Genomic DNA, 25,847 nt, shown 5'->3' with positions numbered 1-25,847 from the left:
TTTCTTTACAGATGACCTGATTGTAAATGTATACACTTAAAATAACGGGTGCTTTGGTAAAAAACACAAAAAAGATTCATCCATCAGCTTTAACAGAGCCAAACATAAAAAAGGATCACCATCTTCTAAAATGGTCATCCTTTTTTTTCATCGTATTCATTTCCTTAATTAAATAATCCAATTTACTCTGAATATCTGATAATTGTTGCTGATCAGCTTGCTTTTTTTGTTCTATATTCTTTTCTTCCTCAGCGAGTTCAGAAATGGCGATGCCTTCACTGATGGCTTCAATAATGTATCCTATTGTTGTAACAACAGTGCCTAAAAATCCAACCTTTGCGGCTAGGTTAGTCGTTTGCTCGTTCTCTGGCTCGTTAGGGTCTAGTGGGTTCATGCGCACTAACATCCTTTATGCTATCTTTTTCTTAGACAAGATAGTGTATACTTTTTACTCATTATCTGTCCAGCTCCAGCGCATAGCCCCTCGAGTCTCTTCAGGATTTTAGCAAAGGCAAAACGCGCCTTTACGTAAAATCCTTCCAGCGCTTTTCAGGGCTGACATAGGCGCTTGCGCTTTTCTTATTAGCATATGATGGTGGGAACGAATAAGTTATTTTTTTGTGGGAACTAATTTATGTTCAAATGCATATATCACCGCTTGAGTTCGGTCACTTACCTCTAGCTTCGATAAAATATTGCTGACATGTGTTTTAGCTGTTTTCAATGCTATAAAGAGAGTGTTTGCGATGTCTTGATTTGTTTTGCCTTCTGCCATGAGTAATAGTACTTCGTGCTCTCGGTCCGTTAAATCTTCATGGAGAGCGTGGTCCGAGCCTTGACGCATACGCTTCATCATTTTATTGGTTACTTCAGGCTCTAATACAGCATCTCCATTTAATGTTTTGCGGATAGAGTCTGCAATATGAGAGGCTTTCGACGTCTTCAACAAATAACTGATAGCACCAGCTTCAAGTGCTGGGTATACTTTGTCATCATCGATAAAGCTCGTGACAATCATTACTTTTGCTTCTGGCCATTGCCCGACAATTTCTCGTGTAGCCTCTGCACCATTCATAATGGGCATAACCATATCCATTAAAATAATATCCGGTTTATGCTCAAGTGCCATTTTCACCGCTTCTTTTCCATTAATCGCCTCTGCAACTACTTCCATATCTGGCTGCGCCTGCAAGTATGCGGAAACGCCTATACGCACCATTTCATGGTCATCCGCTAGTAATATTCGAATCATTTTCTCGCTCTCCTTTCTCAAACTGGATTATTTCCATTTCTTTTTTTTCAATCGGTAGTTTTACTTCTACAATTGTACCTTGAGAAGGAACGGAAACAATTTTACATATTGCACCGATTTCCACTGCTCGTTCCTGTACACTCTGCAAACCGTAAGAGCCGTTTTTAGAGTCAACCTGTTCAAATCCAACGCCGTTATCTTGAACGCGGAAAATAGCAAGATTATCTCGTTCCACGAATAATATATCCACTTCAGTAGCATTTGCGTGTCGCAGTGTATTGGATAACGTTTCCTGTGCAATTCGGAATAAATGATCTTCGGCACCTTTAGACAAAGGAACATCTTCTAAGCGATAACGAATCGTGAAAAATACCTTTTCCTGTAATTCCATAAGCAACTCTTCTAAACCTTCCTTTAGCGTTTTATCATGAAGGGCTGCTGGACGAAGATGCAGTAATAATGCGCGCATTTCTAATTGAGCCTGCTGTACAATTTTTTCGGTTTGAAGCAATGTTTTTGGGGCTTTTTCATGCTGTGCTTCTTCAATTTCTACCATAGTGGATAATAGCATAGATGCAGCAAACAATTGCTGAGATACGGAATCATGTAGCTCTCTAGCTAGTCGCTGTCTTTCCTGTATGATTCGCTCCTGGATAAGCTTATCTTGTGCCTCCGCTTTTTCATTCGTAATACGCTGTAATGTTTTACGCTGTGTCATGATAAGTTGCTCTAATTGAGTTGTTGTAACGTGTAATCGCTTTGAATAGGAATACTTTTTCTTCGCTGGTACGAATGTTTCTGCTTCAAGTAGAGGACGGAGGCTAGTATCAATCTTCTTTTCTTGATCTCTAATCTTTTGTAGCGTGTTCATTGAAAAACTAAAACTCATAATTGCCAAGATGATAATAATCCAAGCTCCGAAAGGAACCTCAGCATATTTTATTTCTAGTAAGGACCACCAAGCATCTTCATTTGGCCATCCCCATAGTGCATAAAGTAAAAGTGTTGCCAGTGCCAGCAAAATGATGAAAATAGAGAGACCTTGACCAAAAACAATCTTCATTTACGGATCACCTCAATATCCCCAATCCATGTAGATACGGTAATAACTAACTCGGAAGCGTAAGTGACGTCCTCTAAATAACCATCTTTCACTAGGACAGATTGGTTCCATAATCGCTGTACACCTCGACCAAATATATTCGCCTCTCCAATAATAGTTGCATAATGTAGTCTTACCGGAATTTCGTATGGTACATAGATGGTCACTTTCCCAAGGGACTGGCGAATGGAAACGAAGGACGTCCCCTTTGGCAATACCGTTTGTGTTACATCAATTACTTGTTCTCCATAAAAGCTTTGGACGTGGACATCCTGCCACTCATATGCATTAAAAGGTGTCGTTTGGGAAGAAAATAACTTATTTTGAATAATACTATTCGGAGTTTCTTTATATACGGTGTCAAATGGGCGAACTACTTTTTGAATAGGTTCATTTTTCCATAATTTATACAGGATGTACCCCATAATAGCGAGTAGTAGAAGTCTCAAGCTCCACATAGAAAAAACCGCTATGATTAAAAGAGTAAATCCGGTCCAAAATAAAAATCGGGTACGTTTTCGCATGCTAAAATACATCATCCCGATGCCAAGAAGAACTAATACAATACTGCCGTTTCCAAAAATCGTAGCCTCTATGAACATAAGGAAAACAAAACAAATGAGTATAAAAGCAAGCTTGTTTGTTTGGTTTTCTTTCATAATGAGTATTCCTCCTTCTTCGCATAAGGATTAGTAAGGAGAAGGCGAGTGCCTTCTCCTCTACTTAATACCTGCTAATTCTAGTTTACACAATTTCTTCTTTCTTTTGTGCGTTTTTTTCTAACATTTCTAAACGTTGTTCCATTGAAGTGATTTCATGCTCTTTTTCAATCTTTGTTCCAAGACGTTCGATGTATTGTTCCATGTCTTCGAATGTGCCGAAATTCTTTTCTTTTTGTTCAGGCTGTAAAATACGATCCATTTGATGGTGAGCACGAGTTACATTCTCTTTTCCCATCAATTGTAATTGGCGAACTTTCATGTCTTTGATCTTATGTTTCATCTCTTCGTATTTACGTTCTAATCCGAAAAGTTCTTCCGTTGTTTGGTGAATACTGTTTTGTAATACGGTAGCACGTTCCTCGTACGCGTTTACTTCCGCTAGAGCAAATGCTGCTAGGTCTTCCTCGCCGCTTGCAGTTGCTAGCTCTACTTGATTTTTACGTTTTTCAACCATTTGCATCGTTTCAGTTAGTTCTTTTTCCAGTTCTTGTTTTAGGTTTCCTTGGCGTTCTAACCATTTACCAGTTTGTTCAGTTTGTTTTTCTGCCTCCCGAATGTATTGGTTTAGCATTGCAATCGGGTTTTTTTCTTCTTTTTTATCAAATAACTTGTGTAAGTCTGCTTCTATTGAATATTTTAATCTGTTTAATAATGATGTCATGTTAGTTTCCTCCTTATTTTGAAAGCTCATTCCATTGTTTTTCAAAGTTTACAAATGGGTCGTCTGTTTTAACGATTGGTGATGAAAAGCTTAGTGTTTCGTTGTTCCATTTTTTCACTACATACCAAACTGCTAGAATTGCTAAGATAGCGAAGAATGCAGGTACGTTTACAACTGCAGTGATTAAACCAACGATTCCCACGCTTGCCCAAAAGATTTTCAAGAAGGTTGAATCACTCTTCAAGTAAAAATGTACCCCCGCAAAGACAACTGCAGCGGAAACTCCAAGAGCTAAAAGTGAACCTAAGTTAGCTAGTGCTACAATCCCTGCGATAATTCCTAGTGTTAATAAACCAAATTTTTTCATATATTTGTTCCTCCTCTCGTTTGTATTACAAGCTTATCAATTCTAGAAACGAATCCAAACGGGCTTAGAATCGATTTTCCTATCGGTCTAGAGACTTAGGAGTACTAAGACAATTTCTGCTATACTTATGAAAAAGTGGTTAGGAATCAGTTTAGTACCTGATTCTTTGTTGAGTTAAAAATACATACATTGGAGAAATGACACATGAAAAGAATCGCTGGAGTAGCAGTAGCAATCCTCTTATATTCTGCAATTGTATTTTACTTTGGCTGGAGCGTCGCCACTTGGATAGAACAATACCTCCCTATAAATAATTGGATATTCGGCATCGTTTGGAGTCTAATCGCTTTTGGATTTATCATTGGAAGAGTCAGTCATAAGCTACGGCTTTTTAGTATAATAGGATCCTACTGGATTATTATAATGCAGTATGGGACTATCCTTTTTCCAATAGCGACCGTTCTTACATGGATTTTCCCGGCTCATTTAAATCTAATAGGTTGGATAGTTTTCGGGATTTTTATCTTTATATTAATATTTGGTACGTATAACGCATATACACCGGTTGTTCGAGAGCTTTCTATTGTAATGCCGAAAAAGGGTTCCAAGCTAGAATCTATTAAAGTAGTGGTTGCATCTGATTTCCATCTTGGTTTATTATCCAATAGGGCACATTTAACTCGCTTTGTGAAAAAAGCAAATGCAGAGAAACCGGATTTAATATTATTAGCAGGCGATTTAGTCGACGATGATCCTATTTGGTTTGTTCAAAATGGCATGTCCGAAGTGATGAAACAACTAGATTCTACGTATGGTATATATGGGGTGCTTGGAAATCATGAGTATTATGGAAAAAAGATTCCCCTATTAGTAGAAGAGATGGAAGCATCGAATGTCCGCATGTTATTAGATGAAACTATTTTAGTGGCGGATTCGTTCTATTTGACAGGTCGTGAAGACTTGACGAATAAAAACAGAAAGCAATTATCCGAGTTAGCTCCAGAAGAAAGAGCTTTACCATGGTTTGTGATGGATCATACACCATCAAATTTATTGATTCCGGAGAAGGAAGAGGTAGATTTTCATGTGTCTGGGCATACGCATCTTGGACAAATGTGGCCAAATCATTTATTTACAAGAAAGATTTTTGAATTAGATTATGGGTATAGACAAAAAGGAAGTTTGCATGCAATTGTATCTTCTGGATTTGGTTTTTGGGGACCTCCTATACGATTAGGTAGTCAATCGGAGCTATGGTCAGTAAACATTAAGTTAGAGGATGGGGAAGTATAATGGAAGCATGGATTACAGACTGGATGAATCAGTTTGGTTATCTAGGAGTATTTTTATTAATTTTGGCAGAGAATGTTTTCCCGCCGATTCCTTCTGAAGTGATTTTAACACTTGGAGGATATATGACGACGATTACGAGTATGACGAAGTTCGGAATTATCATAGCATCTACAGCAGGTTCTGTGATTGGGGCTGCTATTTTATATGGTATCGGTTTACTGTTAGACGTAGAGCGTTTGGAGAAAATTATAGGGAAGTACGGCAAGTTCTTACGATTAACGATTAAGGATATTCACAAAGCAGACGCATGGTTCGATAAATATGGAGTCTGGGCAGTATTTTTCGGAAGATTAATACCACTTGTAAGAAGTCTTATTTCGATTCCTGCCGGGATGTCGAATATGAATTTTGGGTTATTTCTTCTATTTACCACGCTTGGAACATTAATATGGAATACGGTATTAGTTTCGGTAGGGGCAGCAGTAGGGGATAATTGGGATCAAATTGTTGGCTATATGGATATATACTCCAACATTGTTTACGCACTTATAGCTATTTGTGGTATTGCATTTCTTTTTTGGTATTTTAAAAAACGTGACTAAGGAGATTATATGGAGATTTTAGAGTTATTAAAAGCACTTATACTTGGATTTGTTGAAGGGATGACAGAGTTTGCACCGGTGTCATCCACGGGACATATGATTATTGTCGATGATATGTGGTTGAAAACGGAGGAGTTTTTAGGGAAGTATTCTGCTAATACGTTTAAAATTGTAGTCCAATTAGGATCAATTTTAGCTGTAGTAGTGGTTATGTGGAAACGATTATTTAGTTTAGTCGGGTTATACAAAATAGATACAGAAGAGTCGAGTAAGCAGTTCAATTTACTGCACGTTATTGTTGGTATTATTCCAGCAGGAGTATTAGGAGTTTTATTAGAAGACTTTATAGATAAAAATTTATTTGGAGTAGAAACAGTAATATTTAGTCTTGTAGCGGGCTCTATTTTAATGATTGTTGCAGATAAGTTTGGACCTAAAAACCCTTCTATCGTAAGCTTGGACCAAATTACATATTCAAAGGCTTTTAAGGTAGGGTTAGTGCAATGTCTTTCTTTATGGCCTGGCTTCTCTCGTTCAGGAGCAACCATTTCTGGCGGGGTATTATTTGGAATGAGCCATAAAACAGCAGCAGATTTTACATTTATAATGGCTGTGCCGATAATGGCTGGAGCAAGTCTAATATCTGTTCTTAAAAACTGGGAAGACATTGATATGAACCACTTAAGTTTTTATGTTGTCGGATTTATTAGTGCGTTTGTATTCGCCCTTATTTCTATTAAGTTCTTCCTGAAATTAATCTCGCGCGTTAAATTAATGCCATTTGCAATTTATCGCATTATTTTAGCGGTGATTCTAGCAGTTATTGTATTTCTTTAAATAATGAATTTGATAAAGTGCTCCGTGTCCGAGGAGCGATAAATATAGAAAAAAGCATTGCCGCTGGCAGTGCTTTTTTTAAAGTAATAAAATTTTATATGAAGTGTAGGGAGAAATTAGAAAAAGCGTGAGTGCCCTTTAACAGAAAGGATTTGCTAAAAGTAAAGGGTGTGAAAGTGTTCACTTAAACTAGCGTAAGCAGGGTGAACTTTGGAAAAGTATTCAACTTTTTCAGACAACGGGTTAGTTATATTATTAGGCCATCATTTCGATGGTTTTTTTTTTAGAATAACAGGAATGTTTTTACAATCAATTGTGAATGTTACACGCTTAAGCTAACACAACAATGTACTTTAAAAAGAACTAGATTAAATCTAGTTTTAGAAATGCTGATTACTAGAATCATCTCATTCTAAATAAAAAATTAAATAAACTACATAAAAATAACAATATTTTTTCAACAGCTTTGTTCTTATTTCATAATTATTTTGACAAATGTGAGAATTTATCCAATTTAAAACGATGTATTAAGTGTAAAGGCCTTTACAATTTAAGTAGGAGTGGTTGTATGAGAATTACAAGTGAAAATTTTATAAAACATCTTAAAAAAAAGAGAGAAGAAGCACTTGAATATGTAATTGAGGAATACATCGGAATTGTAAAAGCAACTATCTACAATTCCCTCCAATCCTCCAACGATCCTCAGTCAGTAGAAGAATGTATTAATGATACATTTTTAGGTGTCTTTGATAATTCCAGACAATTTGAAGGTAATAAGGAAGACTTCAGACGATGGATTTGTACCATAGCTAAGTTTAAAGCTATTGATAAACTAAGGAAACTGTCAAAAACTGACATAGTAACTGAGATTAATGAAAACAATAATGCTGTGAATTCAGCAGAAGAGGAATTTTTGATAAGGTCAGCAACAGAAGATTTATTAAAAATGATGACGCAATTAGAACCACTAGACCGTGATATTTTTACTATGAAATTCTTTTTAAATATGAACAACGAAGAAATTTCTCAACACCTCGGTTTAACGAAGGCTTCTGTTGATAATCGAATATATCGTGGGAAAAAAAGATTACAACAAATTCGTGTGGGAGGTATATTGACTTGAAAAAATTATATAAGCAGTTTAATCACCTGAATATTGAGATGGAACTCGAACCGATGGAAGTAAGTGATCTCGAAAAAGAAAGGGTTAAAAAGAATTTAATAAAAAATAAAAAGAAAAGATATATTTCAAGAAATTTTTCTGTAGCAGCTGCTCTTTTAGTTGCTTCAAGTATTACTTTTAGTTTTGCATTTCCTACCATTGCAGCAAAACTTCCAATTATGGGAGATATATTTGAACTATTTAATAATGATGAGGAGTATGTGTTTGAAAAACATAATACTTATTCAACAGAAATTGGGATATCCGAAGAAAGTAATGGGATAGATGTAACGGTAACAGATGCTGTATACGATGGGGAAAATATTACAATAGCTTATACTATAAAAAGTGAACATGATTTAGGAGCTAGACCAATTTTAGATGGAAATTTAGTTGCAGATGAATTTGAAAACGAGTATGAGTATAGTGGATACGCTGAAAATTATATAATAGAAAAAATAAGCGAAAAAGAATATGCAGTAGTATATATTTATGAGTTAATTAAAGGACCAAAACCTGATAAGATTCATATTACTTGGCAAGGTGGCACAATAATAGATTTAAATAATGTTAACAATACCTTCCAAGGTGATTGGTCGTTTCAATTTTCATTAAATGCACTTGAAAGTGAAACACAAAAATTCACAGGTGGCAGTATAATAACTGAAGAGGACAGTATTGAGATCTTAGTTACAAAAATGACGGAAACCCCTATATCTACAACACTTTACTTATCTGAAGGGGTAGATATACGTTTAATAGCTGAGGAAGATGAAGAACTACGCGTTGTACAAATTGAATACACTGTATTTGATAACTTAGGAAATAAATACAACACTATTCACTATAGAGATATTGGCCATAGTACAGATTTCCCTAAAACTCGTCATAGTTATCCTAGATTAACTACTACAAATTTCCATGAGAAAGCTACATCTCTAACCATTACACCAATTATTAATATATATAAAAAGAAAGAAAATGATACTTTACTTGAACTGGTTAAAGAACCATACACTATTGAACCAATCTATATGCCATTGAATAAGTAACATATTTTAATTAAAATTACGTTAACAAAAGTATGCAAGTAGTATACACGCCCAACCCTAATTTATAAAGGTTTTGGGCGTTTTTGTGTTTAGGCGTTAGTGTTGTTGGAAGAAGGAATAAATACTTTTTTCTTGTTCAACTAAAGCAACTTTTAGTTGAACAAAAAGGTTAGATAATATTATTTTAGTCATTTGGAAAGAGTGAAGAATTTTTTATACATATGGGACTTTTTATAGATTTCTTGTTTAATAATATATTATCTATTGCTCCTATAAACACAATATGTTAGATTATATAAATGAACTAAACACAATATATAGTATGTTAACGATGAGAAGGTACCTTTATGGTTTAAAAGGGAATTCGGTAAAATGCCGAAGCTGTCCCCGCAACTGTAAGTGTGGACGACTGTTGAAATAGCCACTGCGAGCAATCGTGGGAAGGCCAACAGGAGAGTGAAACACGAGCCAGTAGACCTGCCTTTTCATCGGTAAGCAACACTTTCTTCGGGGGTTGAGAGGTGGGAGCGAAGGCCACTATCTCGAATGCTTGATATGTCTTGTTGTATCCTACACTTTTAATTTTGAGCGATGTCTCAGCCGAAGATGGCTGTGACATCGCTTTTTTTGTGCTGAAGTTTAAAGGTGTTTACCACATAAAGAGTGGTAAGTACCACATAACCGAGGGCAAGCACCACATAAATAACCAAAAGTACAACATAACTATACTTGATCAACAAATAGGAGGAATTCAAATGACAATCATCTCAAACACAACTAAACAAGAAGTACTACATAATCTAATCAGAGAATTTGGGGAGGAAAAAATTGCTCCTCTTATAAAAACACATGAAAGGTGGATGCAAAAGCACCCGGAAGGTACAATAGCTGCTTGGTCGAAGTCAATGTCCCTGGAAGCATTAAGTTTTCTAGATGAACAAGAAACTTACTGGACCTTTGTAGCTGCAAGAGTGCATTTAGCAGAGGTTTATGAACAAGTAGCTGAGAGAAGAAGCACAACCGCGGATGCAGTGTATACAAAGTTTGCTAGCAATGTTCAACTATTAAGTGAAAAAGGCATTTACGACAAACGTCTTAAAGAATCGTATTCCTTACAGGAACTAGAGCAGCTATCTGAAATTCTAGTACAGGAGAGAGATTATTTATTTACATATATTGGGCTGAAGACACTGCTGGATCGATATGTAGCTAAAGACTTTGATAAAACAATAGTCGAACTACCTCAGGAGCGCTGGCTTATTATTGCGATGACACTTATGAAAGACGAGCAGGAAAATCGTTTAGAAAAAATAAAAGAAGCATATTGGGCAATGAGCAACCTATATATGACAGTAGCAACACCAACACTTTCTAATGCAGGTAAGCCTCATGGACAGCTTTCTAGTTGTTTTATCGATACGGTTGACGATAGTCTTCAAGGAATCTACGATAGCAATACCGACGTAGCAACTCTGTCGAAATTTGGTGGTGGTATCGGTGTTTATATGGGTAAAGTGCGTAGTCGTGGGTCTTCTATTAGAGGTTTTGTAGGCGCATCTAGCGGTGTACTTCCTTGGATTAAACAGCTTAATAATACTGCAGTAAGTGTGGATCAGCTTGGGCAGCGCCAAGGAGCGGTAGCTGTTTACTTAGATGTGTGGCATAAAGATATCTTCACATTTTTAGATCTACGTTTAAACAATGGGGATGATCGCCTTCGTGCGCACGATATTTTTACTGGCGTGTGCTTGCCAGATTTATTTATGGAGAAAGTAGATGCTAGAGAGGAATGGCATTTATTTGACCCGCATGAAGTTCGCCAACTAAAAGGCTATTCGTTAGAAGAATTTTATGATGAAAAACGTGGTGATGGATCATTCCGCCAAAAATATGAGGAATGCGTCAGCGATCATCGTTTGTCTCGAGAAACAGTTCCCGCTATTGACTTGATGAAGCGAATTATGCGCTCTCAGCTAGAGACAGGCGTGCCATTTATGTTTTATCGTGATGAGGTCAATCGTAGCAACCCTAACAAACATGCTGGGATGATTTATAGTAGTAATCTTTGTACGGAAATTTTCCAAAACCAAAGTGCAACAACATTCGAGTCGATTCAAATGGAGGACGATATCATTGTCACTCGTCGTAAGCCAGGGGACTTTGTCGTATGTAATTTGTCCTCTATTAATCTAGGTCGAGCAGTTCCGGCAGATGTATTAGAAAAGCTTATAAAAATTCAAGTTCGAATGCTCGATAACGTGATTGACCTAAATATGATTCCAGTTCCTCAAGCTGAGCGCACAAATTCTAGATACAGAGGGATCGGTCTAGGAACATTTGGATGGCATCATTTACTTGCATTAAAGAATATTCGCTGGGAATCAGATGAAGCAGTAGAGCTTGCGGATACATTATACGAAAAAATTGCTTACTTAACGATTAAAGCTTCTGCAGAGATTGCAATGGAAAAAGGAGCATATCCATTATTCGAAGGGTCAGACTGGCAAACAGGGGTCTATTTTGACAATCGTGGGTACGACAACGAATCGTGGAATGAACTACGAGAGCAGGTAAGCAAAAGTGGAATACGGAATGGTTATTTAATGGCAGTTGCTCCGAATTCTTCGACATCCATTATAGCTGGAAGTACTGCAAGTATTGATCCTATTTTCCAAAAGTCGTACTCCGAAGAGAAGAAGGATTATAAAATTCCAGTCACAGTACCGGATTTAAATTCCGAAACTACATGGTACTACAAATCTGCTTATTTCATTGATCAGCATTGGACACTTAAACAAAATGCTGCACGCGGGCGTCATATCGACCAAGGTGTTTCGCTAAATCTATATGTGCAAAATACGATCAAAGCAAAAGAATTATTAGATTTACACCTAGATGCCTGGAATAGTGGACTGAAAACAACTTACTATGTGCGTTCCACTTCAGTTGAACTAGTAGATTGCGATTCTTGTTCAAGCTAATGAAAACAATTATTTGTTACTTAAGTTATAGCGGAAATACAGAGGAAGTAGCGGATCTATTGAAGGAGGAATTGGAAGACAGCAACTTCGATATAGATATGTACAGCATTGGCTATGGTGCGGTACCGAATTTGTTTGAATATGACCTTATTTTTCTTGGAACTTTTACTTGGGATAAGGGAAGTACTCCAGAGGAAATGAAGGATTTTGCGAAAGAAGTTGGAGACAAGCCTAAAAATGTCTATGTCTTTGGGACTGGAGACACACAGTTTGGCGGAGATAACTTGTTTTGTAACGCTGTAAACAAATTGGCTCGTTTCTATGAAAGTAATTATCCGGGTTTGAAAATTGAGCAATCACCGAGAGGTAGCCAGGAGCAGCTGGTAACTAAATGGTTAAAAGGAGTTTTGGAACATGCAGAAGGCAAAAACATTAGAACCTAGAAATCCAAATAAATCGACAGGAATTTTCAACGGTCAGTCAAGTGGGATATTAAACTGGAACGATATTGCGTATCCACATTGGCATAAGATGTACAAACGCTTGCTAGGCAACTACTGGCAGGCAGATGAGATCAATATGTCCAATGACATTAAGCAGTTTGCAAGCCTTAGTCAGTCGGAGCAGGATGCCTATTTAAAAATTATAGGCTTACTTGCAACATTAGATGCACCTCAAACACGTACTGCTCTGCTTCTATCGCTATATGCAACCGATCCGTCTGTACAATCGATTATGGCGGTCATAGCGCAGCAGGAAGCGGTACATAATGAAAGCTATTCATATGTACTATCTTCAGTTGTATCACTTGACCAGCAAAATAAGGCATTCGAATTTGGAAGAACAGACGAAATTCTGCTCAAGCGCAATCAAAATATCGCCAAGTATTATAATGACTTCGTTGAAAACCCTACGACAGAAAATATAGTGAAAACTTTAACGTATACAACCTTGCTAGAAGGCTTATTTTTCTATTCAGGCTTTGCATACTTCTATAATCTTGCTCGCTATAACAAGATGGTTGGGACTTCTACAATGATTAGCTATATTAACCGAGACGAGCTAGAGCATGGCCGGTTTATATCAGAACTATTTAGAGCGACTCTTTCAGAAAACCCAGAACTGAATAACGAAGAACTAATCGAATGGGTATACGAGCAATTTAAAGAATCCGTGAAACTAGAAATAGAATGGTCGGAGTATGTATTAGCCGATATTGAAGGAATCGAATTAGCGGAAATGCATGGGTATATTAAATACCGTGCAAACAAAATGCTACGTCTTATTGGGCTTAATGAAATCTATCCTGAGTATGTGGACAATCCGATGAAATGGATACGTGCATACGCAGACAATATTGATGGCACAAAAACAGATTTCTTTGAGCAAAAATCTCGCCAATATGTAAAAGTAAATGCTATTGATAATGGATTTGATGATCTGTAAAAAGGAAAACGCATGTATGGTCGTAAACCATTCATGCGTTTTTGTTATTTTTGAATAGGACCGTTGTTAATAGTAGAAAGGGCTTCAATAATTTCAAAGATTTTCCCACGAATATCTGTAATACTGAAGCTTGCTAAACGTGCAGAGTGCATTGTTAAATATCTTTGTGCAGGTTTGTTCAACAATCATTCCCGCAAAATGCAGTTAAATCGGGAACTGTTCTTGGCGAAACATATTATGTTCAAGTATAGGTCCATGGATAAGTGAACAACAAAAGACCGTAATTCAATAAAATGAAATACGGTCTTTAAGCAGGCTAAATCAAGAAACCCACTCTAATATTTCGATACGATTGCCAAATGGGTCATGTACATATATTCGATCGGCTCCCGGCAAATCGATATCGACTACAAAGCTCACATCACTTTTAGATAAATGTGCCTTTAAAGCATCTAAATTTTTTATTTGAAAAGCAGGATGAGCTTTTTTAGCTGGTGCAAATGGTTCCTCAATTCCTATATGGATTTGATAGGAGCCAAATGCAAACCAAACGCCACCTCTTTTCTTTAGGAGCTCTGGTTTTTCTACTTCTGTAAATCCTAAAATCTCCCCGTAAAATGTTCTAGCGCGTGATTCGGAACCTTTTGGAGCAGCTAATTGAACGTGATCGATTGATTGAAATACAAATGACATCATTATCCCCTCCCTATACTTTCATTTTAATAGAAAGTTATATATAAGGATAATTTATTAAAATCATTAGTGTACATAAGGATTTCTTATGAGAATTTAGCTAATATTTTATTAACCGTATTTTTATTACGAGCTGTTGAGGGAATACCTAGTTTCCGCTCAAAAAAAGCATTCGTAAATTTCGTTTGATGATAATTTTTCGAAAGACTAATAATCACATTTTGTTTCTTCCAAACAACAAAATCATCATCGATTAAGCTCGTAAGCATCTCCTGTTGCTCTTTAGAAATTTCCTGAGCTAAAAACATGACATACACTTGCTCCTTGGAGAAGATAGAATGTTGCCTAATCTCCTCCAATTCTTCTTTAGAACGAACTGCTACTGGTATTTCAAATCCATATGATTCTCGGAGAGCTGCCTCTATAGCAGGTGCATCAATACTAGATTGTTCAACAAGCACGTTTCCGGTCTGAATATAGGTTTGTACATTTCTATAGCCCATCTCTTCAAAAAGAGATTTTAAGGATTTCATATCTACCTTATTTTTTGCTCCAAGATTGATCCCTCGAAGTAATACAACTGACGACATCCCCATCACTCCTTTGCAAATGTTGATATGCAGCCCATTACGTCGTCAACTTCATTCGTTCGGTCCGTCACGTACTAAGTACGCTCCTTTCCTCTCTCAATCATTTCCTAGTACTGCACTACATTTTAACATTTTGTTAAAATCATAAAAGTTCTGCCTCTATTTTAACTAAGCCAGTAGGAGTTCGTACAGCTTAAAACTAAAACGAATAAAAACAGTACTACTATCAAGGCATCTACTTTACTTACTGAAATAACATGAAAGAAACTATTTCTCGGCTCTCCTGTAAAGCCCCTTGCTTCCATGGCGAAAGCAGATCGCTCCGCTTTACGAACAGCACCCGCAAGTAAGGGGATAAGCACTAGACGAGATGCAAGTATCCGTTGCAAGGCATTTTTCTTCTGGACAATGCCTCTCAATCGTTGTGCTTGTTGAATTTGTATGAACTCGTCTTTTAAAACAGGTAAAAACTGAAAGCCTACTAAAATACCATAAGCAATTTTGGGAGATAGTTTCAATTGCTGCATTAAGCTCAATATGAAAGTAACTGGATTAGTTGTTAGCGCAAATAGCAGAGACAAACTAGAAAAAGCCAGTACGCGAAAGGTCAATGAAAGTGCATGATCTAGCTGGATTTCTGTTACACCAACAGATCCGATTGACCAAATGATAGGACCAGATTTTTCCTTAGCAAAGATAAGTGTGGTCCAGAAATAACCAAAAGCAGTAACAAAAAAAGGAAGCATAAACAACAACCATTTCTTCCAGTCGATCTGGCTGAAGAAAACTTGTAGCAACAGCACACCGACCAAAAACACAAGGGGAGTCCAAGGGTCAAAGAAAAATGCCATCGTGAACATACAAATTGTAATTACTAAAAACTTCACCGAAGGATTCATCCTATGAAAAGCATTCTTCACGACACATCAATCCTTTCGGTGGAAGTAAGTGGTGATCCAGTAATAACTGCTCATTCTGCCATAGAGTTTCAGCTACAAACTTTCCAGTCAAGCGACCATTATTTATCAATAAAATAGAATCGGCCAAACAATGGGCGAACTCCATATCATGCGTGACGATTAAAAAAGTAGTTCCAGCACGTGCACGTTCATCGATTAATTGAAGTAACTCGGTCAAAGCTGCCGCATCCTGACCGGAAGTTGGCTCATCCATGAGTATAATATCGCGTCCATCACAAAGCATGGCTGCGATAGCCACTCGTCGCTTTTGCCCATGACTTACTGCAAAGGGATGGGAATCCGTAATAGGTAGCAGCTGCAATCTAGTCAACATTTCATCCACATTATTTCCGCCACCATAACCAACTTCATCTCGCACATTTTTGGTGAGAAATAAAAACTCAGGAGATTGAGGAACATATCCTAAATACTTCGGTTCTACACTGCCACTCGAAGGAACTAGTTGACATAATGATTTCAACAAAGTAGACTTTCCGCTACCATTTGGTCCGGCAAGAACTGTTATTTCACCATGATTTAATGTAAAGGTGGTTTCTTGCAAAATGGGTTCTGCTTGTACTTTACTAACTACTAATGAAGCATTTGCCCGTATACTGCTTGTTCGTTTTTCTAACTTAGGAGCTACTTCGCCTTTATGCAAGGAAATACTTCTTTCAAAAAAGCCTCCCCATAAATCCAATCGATGCTCAATGGCTACTATCGTCATCTTTCGTTTTTGCTGTAAATCATCTAACCACTCTACATACTTTTTCGCGGTATAAGGGTCTAAATGAGAGATTGGTTCATCTAGCAGCAGTATTTCTGGATCCATAATAAGTGCGCAGGCAGTCGCGATACGTTGCTTTTGTCCGCCAGAGAGTTTCTGAATAGTTGCGTGCCGAAATTCAGTTAATTCGGTTAAAGTTAGCACGTCAGAGATTCTTTTTTCCATTTCTTCGCGTTTAGTATGCAAATTTTCAAGCGTAAAAGCAAGTTCCTCTTCGACTGTTTGCATGCAAAATTGAGCATCTGGATCTTGAAAGACGGTCGCTATTCTACGGTTTATTTCCCCGGGAATGAACATCGAACTGTCCTTCCCGAATAGCTTAATCTTACCCGTCAAAATACCGTCGCAGTTATCTGGATATAATCGATTGCACAGGTAAAGTAGTGTAGTTTTCCCACAACCACTAGGTCCAGTTAAAACAACCCTGGACCCTTTCTGTACGGTAAAAGAAAAGTCATTTAAAATCCATTTTTCCTCGTCGGGATAACGGAAACTTACTTTATCAAATTGAATAACCTCATGCACGAACCTCACCCTTTTTCGAACGAGAGATGGCATAGCCACGAAGCGAACCGGTCGCAAGTAATCCGTCTGCTACTGCCTTTCCACCAACACCTGCAAGCAAAGCCCCGCTTAGTATACGAATTCCGAGCATTAATGCTACATAGCTCGTGCTATACACCGTAAACCCACCTAACAAATAACCATAAGCAAAACTAAATACTGAAGATCCAACACCGGCAAGTATCAGCACCCATAGGTCAAAACGCTTGTAACGCGTCGCAGCAAATACTGCCTCTGCACCTAAACCTTGAATCACCCCTGAAAGTATTAAACGGGGACCAACCGCATTCCCTAATAACACCTCAATTGCTGCGGCAATAGTTTCCGAAACAACGGCAGCACCAGGCTTGCGGATAATATACATACAAATAATTGACACGATAAACCAAATTCCAAAAATCCACTCATATGCAATCGGTCCTATAAACCCAGCCCAAATATTGCCGACATGCAAAAATAGCAAGTAAACAATACCAAATACAACTGCAAATAAAGACATAAGTACAATCTCTTTTAACTTCCAAGACTTCAGCACACTAAAGACCCCCATGCGAAGGACTATTAATACTCATTGAAACCGTCATCACTAAATGCTTATATTCTTCAGAGCGAGCATTTGTAAAAGCTTCTTCGTAAAAAGCGAATACATCATGAATATCGCCGTGAATTCCACTTGCATAATGCATCGATTCGTTAAATACGCCATGTTCTTTTGCACGGTCCACCTCTTGATAAATAATCTCCATGTAATTCGGATTATTCATTGGATAAAGGGCAAATTGAGAAGACACGTATTGCTTAGTCGTGTCATTATTTGCGACTTCATCTCCTTTATCTAAATATACATCCCCAGCAGTATCACCAGGACAACCAGCAGAAAAAGTACCAGATAAAGCAGCGTGCACACCTGTTTTAGCTGCATATAAAGTAAGTGCTTTCGCCACATTAAACACATGCACTTGTTTTCCACGAATTACTGTCGAAACATCATCCGTATGCATCCACACATTTGACGTATCTGTTTCTTGAAGAGCTCCTTTAATCACCGAGATAAAATCATTGGTCATCGGATGTAACGAAAAACGAAATCCGACGATAGGACTTAAACCGCATTGCATAATAAAAACCTCCCGAAAAATTTTTCATAAAAAAAGACCACATCCGTGAAGATGCAGCCACTTATCCAACATGAAAAATTCGGAAAGTCACCGCACTTCCTCACGCAGGTATTATCCTGATCGAGTAATAAGGGATCGGAGCTAAAAAGCTCTCATCACAGCCAAAGTGGGCACCCCTAGTGCAGAAAACGGTATGTAGTTTTTTTAATGTGCCCAAAGTATAACGCAGGTATTTGAAGATGTAAATATGTTTGCAAAATTTCGTACTTTCGTCCATGCTTTATTTAACACCACTATTTGGCTGCTGGGTGCATTGTAATACTGACCGAGCTGTAAGATCTTTTACAAAACGGTGAAACACCCGAATAGAGAAATCAAAGGAGGAAGAAGTCTTGGAAAAAATATACATAACACGTAAACTACCGGAGGAAATCGTAGAGCCTTTAAGAGAAAAATTTGACGTTCATATGTGGCATAGCGAAAATATTGGGATGACATATGAAGAGATAAAAACAAATGCTAAAGACGTTGATGCTCTTTGGACAATGTTATCTGATAATATCGATTGCGCACTTATAGAAAGCCTTTCAAATGTAAAAGTAATTAGTAACTTTGCTGTTGGCTATAACAATATAGACATAGATGCAGCAAAAGAACGCGGTATCGTTGTAACTAATACACCAGGTGTGTTAACAGAGACAACGGCAGACTTAACATTTGCATTATTATTAGCAACAGCTCGAAGAATAACAGAAGTGGAACAAGAAATTCGTACAGGTAATTGGACATCCTGGTCGCCAATGCAATATACAGGAATGGATGTTTTTGGTGCGACGCTTGGTATTATTGGGATGGGACGCATAGGCGAGGCAGTAGCCAGACGTGCGAAAGGCTTTGACATGAATGTGCTCTACCATAATCGTTCTAGAAAACTAGATGCGGAAGAAACATATGGTTTAACTTATACTGAATTAGACGACTTATTAAAGCAATCTGATTTTGTTATTCTGTTAACTCCGCTGACGCCAGAAACAAAAGGACTTATAGGTAAACGTGAACTAAACCTTATGAAGGAAACTGCAGCAATTATTAATGTCGCACGTGGTGGCATTGTAGATGAACAAGCTCTTTACGAAGCGCTTGTATCTAAAAAAATATGGGCTGCAGGACTTGATGTATTTGAACAGGAGCCAGTCCCGGTGGATCATCCTTTATTGACATTGCCTAATGTAACTGTATCGCCACATATCGGTAGTGCCAGTATCCGAACTCGTCTAGCGATGATGCAAATGAACGCAAAAGATATAGAAGCAGTACTAGAAAACAGTGAACCTCAAAATCGAATTGTATAAAATGAAATTTTAATCAGTGGGGGGGTTCTTCATCCCCCACTGATTGATAATAGAACTTAGGCAAATACGCTGCGTCCTACGGCAATGCCTAAGTGACCAACATCCTGTTTGCCTGAACCATTTGGGCTTTTACGGGTTGTTGATCTTCCTATTACGCTTTGCTGCTTGTCACAAGCCTTGAAGTAGGTGTCTTACTGTCCGTTAAAGCGGATAGTACTTAAGTGGCGGTTCAAATATACAAGGACAGCTCTTTCTTTTCACTAATAAATCAAACTAATTATTTCTAGTTCTAGTTGAATTACCTCAAATAATCCTCCGTAAAAGCAGAAAATTCGATAATCCCAAGATTGAATCTAAATACCTAATTAAAACTGCGAAAATCACATAATAAATACCATAAAATCATAACTAATAGTCTATAAATTTAATTGTGATTATTTTGAATTATTGTATAATATACCGTTTTTTCGCTTGTTCTATTTGCTTCGCTATAAAAACTCTAGTAACATAAACACTCATAAAATAGACATACCAGAATTTTGGGGATTTTGGTGACAAAGTTCTATAAAAAAATTCATATGATTAAACTTGAGAAAAAAGGGTATGTATTGGAGGGCATGACTATGTGTCTATTTTAATAAATAGAGAAAAGGGGAAAAATAATGAGGAAAATTATGTTGTTTATTTCTTTGTGTGCATTTTTAGTACTAGGTGCATGTAGTAGTGAATCTAGCACAGACAGTATTGAAGTGATTAAATTTGCAGATGCAGGATGGGACAGTATACGTGTTCACAATAGTATAGCCCAATTAATCGTCGAAGAGGGCTATGGCTATGAAACCGAGGTTACAAGTGGAACTACCGCAGCTACGTTGCAATCACTTGAACAAGGGGACATCAATGTTTATATGGAGATATGGACAGATAATACAAAGGAAATTTATGAAAAAGCAATTGATAGTGGAAACATTGTGAAATTAGCAACTAATTTCAATGATAATACGCAAGGACTATATGTTCCAACTTACGTGATAAAAGGGGATAAAGAAAGAGGGATTGAAGCAGTTGCACCTGATTTGAAAACTGTCCAAGACCTAGAGAAATATCCAGATATTTTCCAAGACCCTGAAGACAACACCAAAGGTAGAATAATTGGTGCACCTTCTAGCTGGGCTGTAAGTGAACACTTGGAGACGAAACTTGAAACATATGGCCTTGACGCGAACTACAATTACTTAGCACCTGGATCTGACTCTGCAATAGTAGCAGATTTAGCGGGAGCATATAAAAAGGGTGAACCATGGGTAGGGTATTACTGGTCGCCAACATGGGTAACTGCTAGTTATGACTTAACATTACTTGAGGATACTCCTTATGATGCAGCAACTTGGGAAGAATCTAAAGGAACTGAATTTCCTCCGAATGATGTTGTAATTGCAGTTCACAAAGATTTTCCAACGCAAGCTAAAGACGTAACTGATTTCTTAAGCAAATATGAAACTAGTAATGCTCTAACAGAAGAAGCATTAGAATATATGAATGAAAACGAAGTAGAAGCAGATGAAGCCGCACAGTGGTGGATGAATGAGCATGAAGATATTTGGACTACTTGGGTGTCTGAAGAAGTTGCAGAAAAAGTGAAAGCAGCTTTGAAATAATGGTTCATGATCATAGTAATTTAACCATAAAAAGTGAGGTGTATGCGACTGTTCTTTTTGATACAGTCCAAAGTGTATGACAGAATTTCCAGAAGTAAGAATTCCAATTGGAGATGTAGTAGAGAATTTCATTGACTTTTTAGCGATGAATTTTGAAGCGTTCTTTGATTTTATCTTTGTTATTTCCTCTACCATGATTAAGGGGCTTGAAGCAGGTCTTCTAGCAATCCCTTGGTGGATTTTTATCATAATTATCTTTCTTTTAGGGTGGTACTTTACAAATTTATATGGAGGACTTCTTTTTGGCCTCTTTATATTCTTAATAGGTACATTCGATTTGTGGCCCGAAACAATGACCACTATATCCATTGTATTAATCTCAGTTATACTTTCTCTTGTAATTGGGATTCCACTAGGAGTTGGGACTGCATTTAGTAAAACAATGTCGACAATAATGAGACCTGTTTTGGATGCAATGCAAACAATGCCTAGCTTTGTCTATTTAATACCAGTAATATTCTTCTTCCCTCTAGGAAATGTTCCAGCGGTTATTGCTACTATTATTTATGCACTTCCACCAGTTATTCGATTGACCGAGCTAGGTATTCGTAATGTAGATAAGGAAGTAGTAGAATCTGCACAATCATTTGGTTCTTCCACATCTCAAATGCTTATGAAAGTACAATTACCTCAAGCATTGCCAACTATTATGGCTGGTGTAAACCAAACGACGATGATGGCATTATCGATGGCAGTTGTTGGATCGATGGTAGGTGCACAAGGTCTAGGAGAACGTGTGCTATATGCGATTAATCGAATTGATATTTCGCTTGGGTTTGAAGCAGGGATTAGTATTGTATTCCTAGCAATTATTATTGACCGAATTACAGGAGGAATTGCAAACCGCCTTCAGAAACATAGGAGGGATGCAGTATGACAGTAAAACTCAAAGTAGAAAATGTATCTAAGATTTTTGGGCCAAGACCTAAAAAAGTCATTTCTATGGTTGAAAAGGGCGTTCCAAAAGATGAAATTCTAGCTAAAACGGGCCATACTGTAGGTGTTTATAATGCTTCGATGGATATTATGGAGGGCGAAACATTTGTTATCATGGGCCTTTCCGGAAGTGGAAAATCAACGTTAATTCGTTGCTTAAATTTATTGAACAAACCAACCTCTGGAGCTATTTATGTCGATGGTGAAAATGTAGTTGGTTATAATAAAAATCAGTTAAAATACTTCCGTCAGAAAAAAATTGCAATGGTATTTCAACATTTTGGTTTATTCAGCCATAGAACTGTATTAGAAAATATTGAATATGGTCTGGAAATACGAGGGATGTCTAAAGTAGAGCGCCGAGACATTGCCAGGAAGCATTTAGAGACGGTTGGTTTAAAAGGATATGAAAATCAATATCCTGATGAATTATCTGGAGGAATGCGGCAGCGCGTGGGTATTGCCAGAGCACTTGCAAATGATCCTGACATTTTACTGATGGATGAACCATTTAGTGCACTAGATCCATTAATACGACGCGAAATGCAATTAGAGCTACTTGATATACAAAATAAATTACAAAAGACAATTATTTTCATCACACATGATGTAAACGAAGCATTTAAAATTGGCGACCGTGTAGCAGTGATGAAGGATGGAAAAGTAGAACAAATCGGGACCCCAGAAGAAATTTTGGAAAAACCGGCAAGCAACTACATTTCGGAATTTATCAGAGATATTGATCGTTCTAAAATCCTACAGGCCGAGCATATCATGTCCAAACCATATGGCTTAGTCTCTTTAAAGGATGGACTTAATGTTGCAATCCAAGTTATGCGTGAAAATGGTATATCTAGTGCATTCGTTACTGATCGCAAGCGCCAGCTACAAGGAATTATTACGGTTGACCAAGCGATTAATGGTCTGAAAGAAAAAAAGACATTACAAGAAGTCATGTCTACAGAAGTTCAAACAGTACGACCGGATGAATATGTCCAAGATATTATACCGTACGTATTAGATTCTAAATATCCAATCGTCGTTACGGATGAAGAACAAACAATTATGGGTATTATACTGAGAGTTCATGTATTGGCAAGTCTTATCAGTGAGGGTACAGAAGAACAAAACGAGGCACAGAAACTTTAACTAGTTTCTGTGTTTTTTTAATCTATAAAGTATGTGGAAATACGCATAAACAATGGGTTCATGTGCTATGAGTATGGCTGGTTGTGATGTAATTCACGACTAGCCTTTCAAAAAGATAATAGGTAATATTATAGAAACAAGTCAGTTAGCTCGGAAACGATAGAAAATATAAAGGACTGAACATCTTTTTGACTAGCTTTTCATAAATAGTACATCGATTATAATGCTATAAAACCAGTGTTACTATTTCAGCACGAATATTTTATCCTCGTAAATAGTTATGCTTGTTCATTATAAAAATATTAGTTTTTTAAAATTTTACACAATTTATTACTTGATATGAAGTATGGTATAGTCAAAAAGGTAGAGGATGGTGGAGAATATATTCAATTATAATAACAATAGTCCTGTAAATAATTCATATGTAGAAATAAACGGCGATTACTCTATGATAATAGTAGTGTTTTCAGTCATTATAGCGATAGTGGCATCCTATACGGCTCTGTCATTGAATAACCGAGCAAGAGAAAATAGTTTTTTTCATAAGAATTTCTGGTTGTTGCTTGCCTCTATCTGTTTGGGATTTGGTATATGGTCTATGCATTTTGTAGGGATGGGTGCATTTTCGTTACCAGTACACATGGATTACAACAATATTATTACGCTAGTTTCAATTATTCCTGCTATGCTAGCATCATTTATAGCTTTCTATTTGGCGAATCTTCCAAGACGAAACGTTTGGTCATACATTTTCGCTGGGATTGCAATGGGGGCGGGGATATCCTCCATGCACTATATAGGGATGTATGCGATGGAAATGGATGCTATCTATACTTATGATCGCCTACTGTTTATAGCTTCTATTTGCATTGCAATTATTGTTTCTGTAATTGCAGTCTACATTTTTTCAACGGTCCAAGCGTATAAAGGAAATTATATAATTCAACTTTCAATATCCTTAATCATGGGAATGGCTATCTCTAGTATGCATTATACAGGCATGGCTGCTATGCACTTTTATATTCCAAAAGAGTATGAATTGGACTTTGGGCATATCCATATGACGGAAATGTATGGACTAGCAATTATTGTGGCGGTGGGAATGGCAATGCTTTTGGGTATATTATTACTATCTAGCTTGCTAGACCGTTATATTGAGTACCGTGCAAATTATTATGATGCATTAACACAATTACCAAATCGCCGGTTGTTTGAGAAAAAACTTCAGTCTCCTAATGTTTTAGCTGTTTGGCATATACATGACTTGGAATATATTAATAGAGAGTTCAATTATGCTTTCGGTGATGATGTAATTCGCGCTTTAGTACATCTCTTCAAATCTAGAGCACCCTCAAAGATAGAAATTTATCGAATAGAGGGGCATCGTATTGCTCTAATAGCTAGGGATGTGGATAGTGCAAAACAATTAATAGATGCTTTGAAGGAAGTAGCTGATGTTCTTCGTCAACCTATACAAGTTAAAGACCAAAAAGTTTTTTCGTATGGCGTATGTGTAATATCTGAAGCAGTTCATACTGATAATGCTTCAGATATTTATACAAATGTACTTGCGGTTCTAAACTACCCATCTATAACGTACAATCATGATATTGTTTACTTTGATCCCACTATACATACGTATACATTTGAACGGGAAATAGCAGAAGATGTCATTCGAGCTATGAGAGAAGATGAATTATTTCTTGTTTACCAGCCGAAAGTTCGCTTAACCGTACAAAACATTGCAGGTCTTGAGGCATTATTAAGGTGGGATCATCCGAAGTATGGTGTTTTATCACCTGCTGTTTTTATTCCTATTTTAGAGGAATATGATCGTATGATTTATGTGACGAATTGGATAATAGACCGAGTGTGTCAACAAATAGCTAACTGGAAACAAGACAATATTTCGTTTAAGCAAGTTGCTATCAATATTCCAGGGGAGTATGTAACTTCACCGCTATTATTAAAAGTATTAACAGAAAAACTGAATGATTACGGTTTGGAACCCGCGCAAATAGAATTAGAAATAACAGAGAATAGTTTTGTGAAAAATATGGAAGAAGCCATGAGGGCGGTAGGAGCGTTTAGACAAGAAGGTTTCTCTGTCGCATTGGACGACTTTGGTACTGGTGTATCATCACTTTCTTATTTAAAGCAAATGCCTATTTCCACCTTAAAAATAGATAAATCTTTCATAGACGATGTACCAATATCACCTAAAGATTCAGCAATTGTTCAAGCTATTATTACTTTAGGAGAATCATTAGACTTAAATGTAGTCATCGAAGGTGTAGAAACGAAGGAGCAATTAGAGTTCTTAACAAATACTAGTAAAACTCCTATTTTTCAAGGTTATTATTTTGCAAAACCGATGAAGGCTCATGACCTTATTAAGTGGTATCAAGGATTATGATATAAAAACCAGAGTGAAGGAATGGAATAATAAAGAAGCGAAATAGCGAACGAAATTGCATCTTCGAGAACTTATTCTATAAATCAGA

The 25,847-nt window shown here is 37.1% G+C and carries 26 protein-coding genes and 2 riboswitches; of the genes, 13 read left to right on the top strand and 13 right to left on the bottom strand.

Translation table 11 applies throughout. The features are described from left to right. Positions 1-115 precede the first annotated feature (115 nt). The 6 genes from MKY37_RS09080 to MKY37_RS09055 all read right to left on the bottom strand — a co-directional run bounded on the left by MKY37_RS09080 (position 116) and on the right by MKY37_RS09055 (position 4,104). A complete protein-coding gene (locus tag MKY37_RS09080) occupies positions 116-394 on the bottom strand; it encodes a hypothetical protein (RefSeq protein ID WP_340776231.1) in 279 nt (92 codons plus the stop codon). Positions 395-610: 216 nt separating this feature from the next. Beyond that, positions 611-1,252, bottom strand: a complete 642-nt coding sequence (locus tag MKY37_RS09075; protein ID WP_340776229.1) for a response regulator transcription factor — start codon at positions 1,250-1,252, stop codon at positions 611-613. Then, the gene (locus tag MKY37_RS09070; protein WP_340776226.1) at positions 1,227-2,315 is read right to left on the bottom strand and encodes a sensor histidine kinase; all 1,089 of its coding nucleotides are present in this window, start codon (positions 2,313-2,315) and stop codon (positions 1,227-1,229) included. The genes MKY37_RS09075 and MKY37_RS09070 overlap by 26 nt, the downstream gene beginning before the upstream one ends. Continuing rightward, entirely contained in the window at positions 2,312-3,013 is a 702-nt protein-coding gene (gene liaF / locus MKY37_RS09065) for a cell wall-active antibiotics response protein LiaF (protein WP_340776223.1), read from the bottom strand. Before liaF ends, MKY37_RS09070 begins: the two co-directional genes overlap by 4 nt. Before the next feature lie 85 nt (positions 3,014-3,098). Then, a complete protein-coding gene (locus MKY37_RS09060) occupies positions 3,099-3,737 on the bottom strand; it encodes a PspA/IM30 family protein (RefSeq protein WP_340776220.1) in 639 nt (212 codons plus the stop codon). A gap of 13 nt (positions 3,738-3,750) precedes the next feature. Continuing rightward, positions 3,751-4,104, bottom strand: coding sequence for a lmo0954 family membrane protein (locus MKY37_RS09055; RefSeq protein ID WP_090569920.1), 354 nt, complete (start codon positions 4,102-4,104; stop codon positions 3,751-3,753). Between the two features lie 204 nt (positions 4,105-4,308). Here MKY37_RS09055 and MKY37_RS09050 point away from each other — a divergent pair, with 204 nt between their 5' ends. The 8 genes from MKY37_RS09050 to MKY37_RS09015 all read left to right on the top strand — a co-directional run bounded on the left by MKY37_RS09050 (position 4,309) and on the right by MKY37_RS09015 (position 13,477). Then, the gene (locus tag MKY37_RS09050) at positions 4,309-5,397 is read left to right on the top strand and encodes a metallophosphoesterase (RefSeq protein WP_340776205.1); all 1,089 of its coding nucleotides are present in this window, start codon (positions 4,309-4,311) and stop codon (positions 5,395-5,397) included. Then, positions 5,397-5,999: a DedA family protein gene (locus MKY37_RS09045; RefSeq protein ID WP_340776204.1), complete on the top strand. Its 603-nt coding sequence runs from the start codon at positions 5,397-5,399 to the stop codon at positions 5,997-5,999. Before MKY37_RS09050 ends, MKY37_RS09045 begins: the two co-directional genes overlap by 1 nt. Positions 6,000-6,008: 9 nt before the next feature. After that, positions 6,009-6,836, top strand: a complete 828-nt coding sequence (locus MKY37_RS09040; protein WP_340776201.1) for an undecaprenyl-diphosphate phosphatase — start codon at positions 6,009-6,011, stop codon at positions 6,834-6,836. 568 nt (positions 6,837-7,404) lie between these two features. After that, positions 7,405-7,959, top strand: coding sequence for a sigma-70 family RNA polymerase sigma factor (locus MKY37_RS09035; protein WP_340776198.1), 555 nt, complete (start codon positions 7,405-7,407; stop codon positions 7,957-7,959). Continuing rightward, entirely contained in the window at positions 7,956-9,050 is a 1,095-nt protein-coding gene (locus MKY37_RS09030; protein ID WP_340776193.1) for a DUF4179 domain-containing protein, read from the top strand. The genes MKY37_RS09035 and MKY37_RS09030 overlap by 4 nt, the downstream gene beginning before the upstream one ends. Positions 9,051-9,370: 320 nt before the next feature. After that, positions 9,371-9,549: riboswitch (cobalamin riboswitch) on the top strand. Positions 9,550-9,805: 256 nt separating this feature from the next. After that, positions 9,806-12,031, top strand: coding sequence for a ribonucleoside-diphosphate reductase subunit alpha (locus MKY37_RS09025; protein WP_340776190.1), 2,226 nt, complete (start codon positions 9,806-9,808; stop codon positions 12,029-12,031). Next, positions 12,031-12,474: a flavodoxin gene (locus MKY37_RS09020; protein WP_340776187.1), complete on the top strand. Its 444-nt coding sequence runs from the start codon at positions 12,031-12,033 to the stop codon at positions 12,472-12,474. The genes MKY37_RS09025 and MKY37_RS09020 overlap by 1 nt, the downstream gene beginning before the upstream one ends. Beyond that, complete coding sequence (locus tag MKY37_RS09015) at positions 12,446-13,477, top strand: ribonucleotide-diphosphate reductase subunit beta (RefSeq protein ID WP_340776184.1); 1,032 nt, start codon at positions 12,446-12,448, stop codon at positions 13,475-13,477. Before MKY37_RS09020 ends, MKY37_RS09015 begins: the two co-directional genes overlap by 29 nt. A gap of 44 nt (positions 13,478-13,521) precedes the next feature. Here MKY37_RS09015 and MKY37_RS09010 read toward each other — a convergent pair whose 3' ends face one another. The 7 genes from MKY37_RS09010 to MKY37_RS08980 all read right to left on the bottom strand — a co-directional run bounded on the left by MKY37_RS09010 (position 13,522) and on the right by MKY37_RS08980 (position 18,188). Then, positions 13,522-13,659 (bottom strand): YdhR family protein, encoded by a 138-nt coding sequence (locus MKY37_RS09010; protein ID WP_340776181.1) that lies wholly within the window; start codon positions 13,657-13,659, stop codon positions 13,522-13,524. 139 nt (positions 13,660-13,798) lie between these two features. Next, on the bottom strand, positions 13,799-14,170 hold the full coding sequence (locus tag MKY37_RS09005; protein WP_340776179.1) for a VOC family protein: 372 nt from the start codon (positions 14,168-14,170) through the stop codon (positions 13,799-13,801). An 86-nt stretch (positions 14,171-14,256) separates the two neighbouring features. Then, positions 14,257-14,760: a DUF1697 domain-containing protein gene (locus MKY37_RS09000; RefSeq protein WP_340776175.1), complete on the bottom strand. Its 504-nt coding sequence runs from the start codon at positions 14,758-14,760 to the stop codon at positions 14,257-14,259. A 164-nt stretch (positions 14,761-14,924) separates the two neighbouring features. Then, the gene (locus tag MKY37_RS08995) at positions 14,925-15,647 is read right to left on the bottom strand and encodes an energy-coupling factor transporter transmembrane component T family protein (RefSeq protein ID WP_340776172.1); all 723 of its coding nucleotides are present in this window, start codon (positions 15,645-15,647) and stop codon (positions 14,925-14,927) included. A 13-nt stretch (positions 15,648-15,660) separates the two neighbouring features. Continuing rightward, positions 15,661-17,031 carry an ABC transporter ATP-binding protein gene (locus tag MKY37_RS08990; protein WP_340776169.1) on the bottom strand — a complete coding sequence of 457 codons (1,371 nt, stop codon included), beginning with the start codon at positions 17,029-17,031 and terminating at the stop codon, positions 15,661-15,663. Next, entirely contained in the window at positions 17,024-17,602 is a 579-nt protein-coding gene (locus tag MKY37_RS08985) for an ECF transporter S component (RefSeq protein WP_340779879.1), read from the bottom strand. Before MKY37_RS08985 ends, MKY37_RS08990 begins: the two co-directional genes overlap by 8 nt. A gap of 4 nt (positions 17,603-17,606) precedes the next feature. Then, positions 17,607-18,188 carry a YkoF family thiamine/hydroxymethylpyrimidine-binding protein gene (locus MKY37_RS08980; protein ID WP_340776166.1) on the bottom strand — a complete coding sequence of 194 codons (582 nt, stop codon included), beginning with the start codon at positions 18,186-18,188 and terminating at the stop codon, positions 17,607-17,609. An 80-nt stretch (positions 18,189-18,268) separates the two neighbouring features. After that, positions 18,269-18,376: riboswitch (TPP riboswitch) on the bottom strand. Between the two features lie 204 nt (positions 18,377-18,580). On the opposite strand from MKY37_RS08980, the gene MKY37_RS08975 reads away from it, so the two are divergent. The 5 genes from MKY37_RS08975 to MKY37_RS08955 all read left to right on the top strand — a co-directional run bounded on the left by MKY37_RS08975 (position 18,581) and on the right by MKY37_RS08955 (position 25,759). Then, positions 18,581-19,540 carry a 2-hydroxyacid dehydrogenase gene (locus MKY37_RS08975; protein WP_340776163.1) on the top strand — a complete coding sequence of 320 codons (960 nt, stop codon included), beginning with the start codon at positions 18,581-18,583 and terminating at the stop codon, positions 19,538-19,540. A 662-nt stretch (positions 19,541-20,202) separates the two neighbouring features. Then, positions 20,203-21,198, top strand: a complete 996-nt coding sequence (locus MKY37_RS08970; protein ID WP_340776160.1) for an ABC transporter substrate-binding protein — start codon at positions 20,203-20,205, stop codon at positions 21,196-21,198. A 76-nt stretch (positions 21,199-21,274) separates the two neighbouring features. Further along, complete coding sequence (locus MKY37_RS08965; protein WP_340776157.1) at positions 21,275-22,135, top strand: ABC transporter permease; 861 nt, start codon at positions 21,275-21,277, stop codon at positions 22,133-22,135. Further along, complete coding sequence (locus MKY37_RS08960) at positions 22,132-23,343, top strand: quaternary amine ABC transporter ATP-binding protein (protein ID WP_340776154.1); 1,212 nt, start codon at positions 22,132-22,134, stop codon at positions 23,341-23,343. Before MKY37_RS08965 ends, MKY37_RS08960 begins: the two co-directional genes overlap by 4 nt. Positions 23,344-23,716: 373 nt before the next feature. Further along, positions 23,717-25,759, top strand: coding sequence for a bifunctional diguanylate cyclase/phosphodiesterase (locus MKY37_RS08955; RefSeq protein WP_340776151.1), 2,043 nt, complete (start codon positions 23,717-23,719; stop codon positions 25,757-25,759). The last annotated feature ends 88 nt before the right edge of the window (positions 25,760-25,847 follow it).

The sequence above is a fragment of the Psychrobacillus sp. FSL K6-2836 genome, from assembly GCF_038003085.1.
Classification (GTDB): Bacteria; Bacillota; Bacilli; order Bacillales_A; family Planococcaceae; genus Psychrobacillus.
The sequence above is the reverse complement of the archived record's forward strand: the minus strand, read 5'-3'. Positions and strand labels throughout refer to the sequence as shown.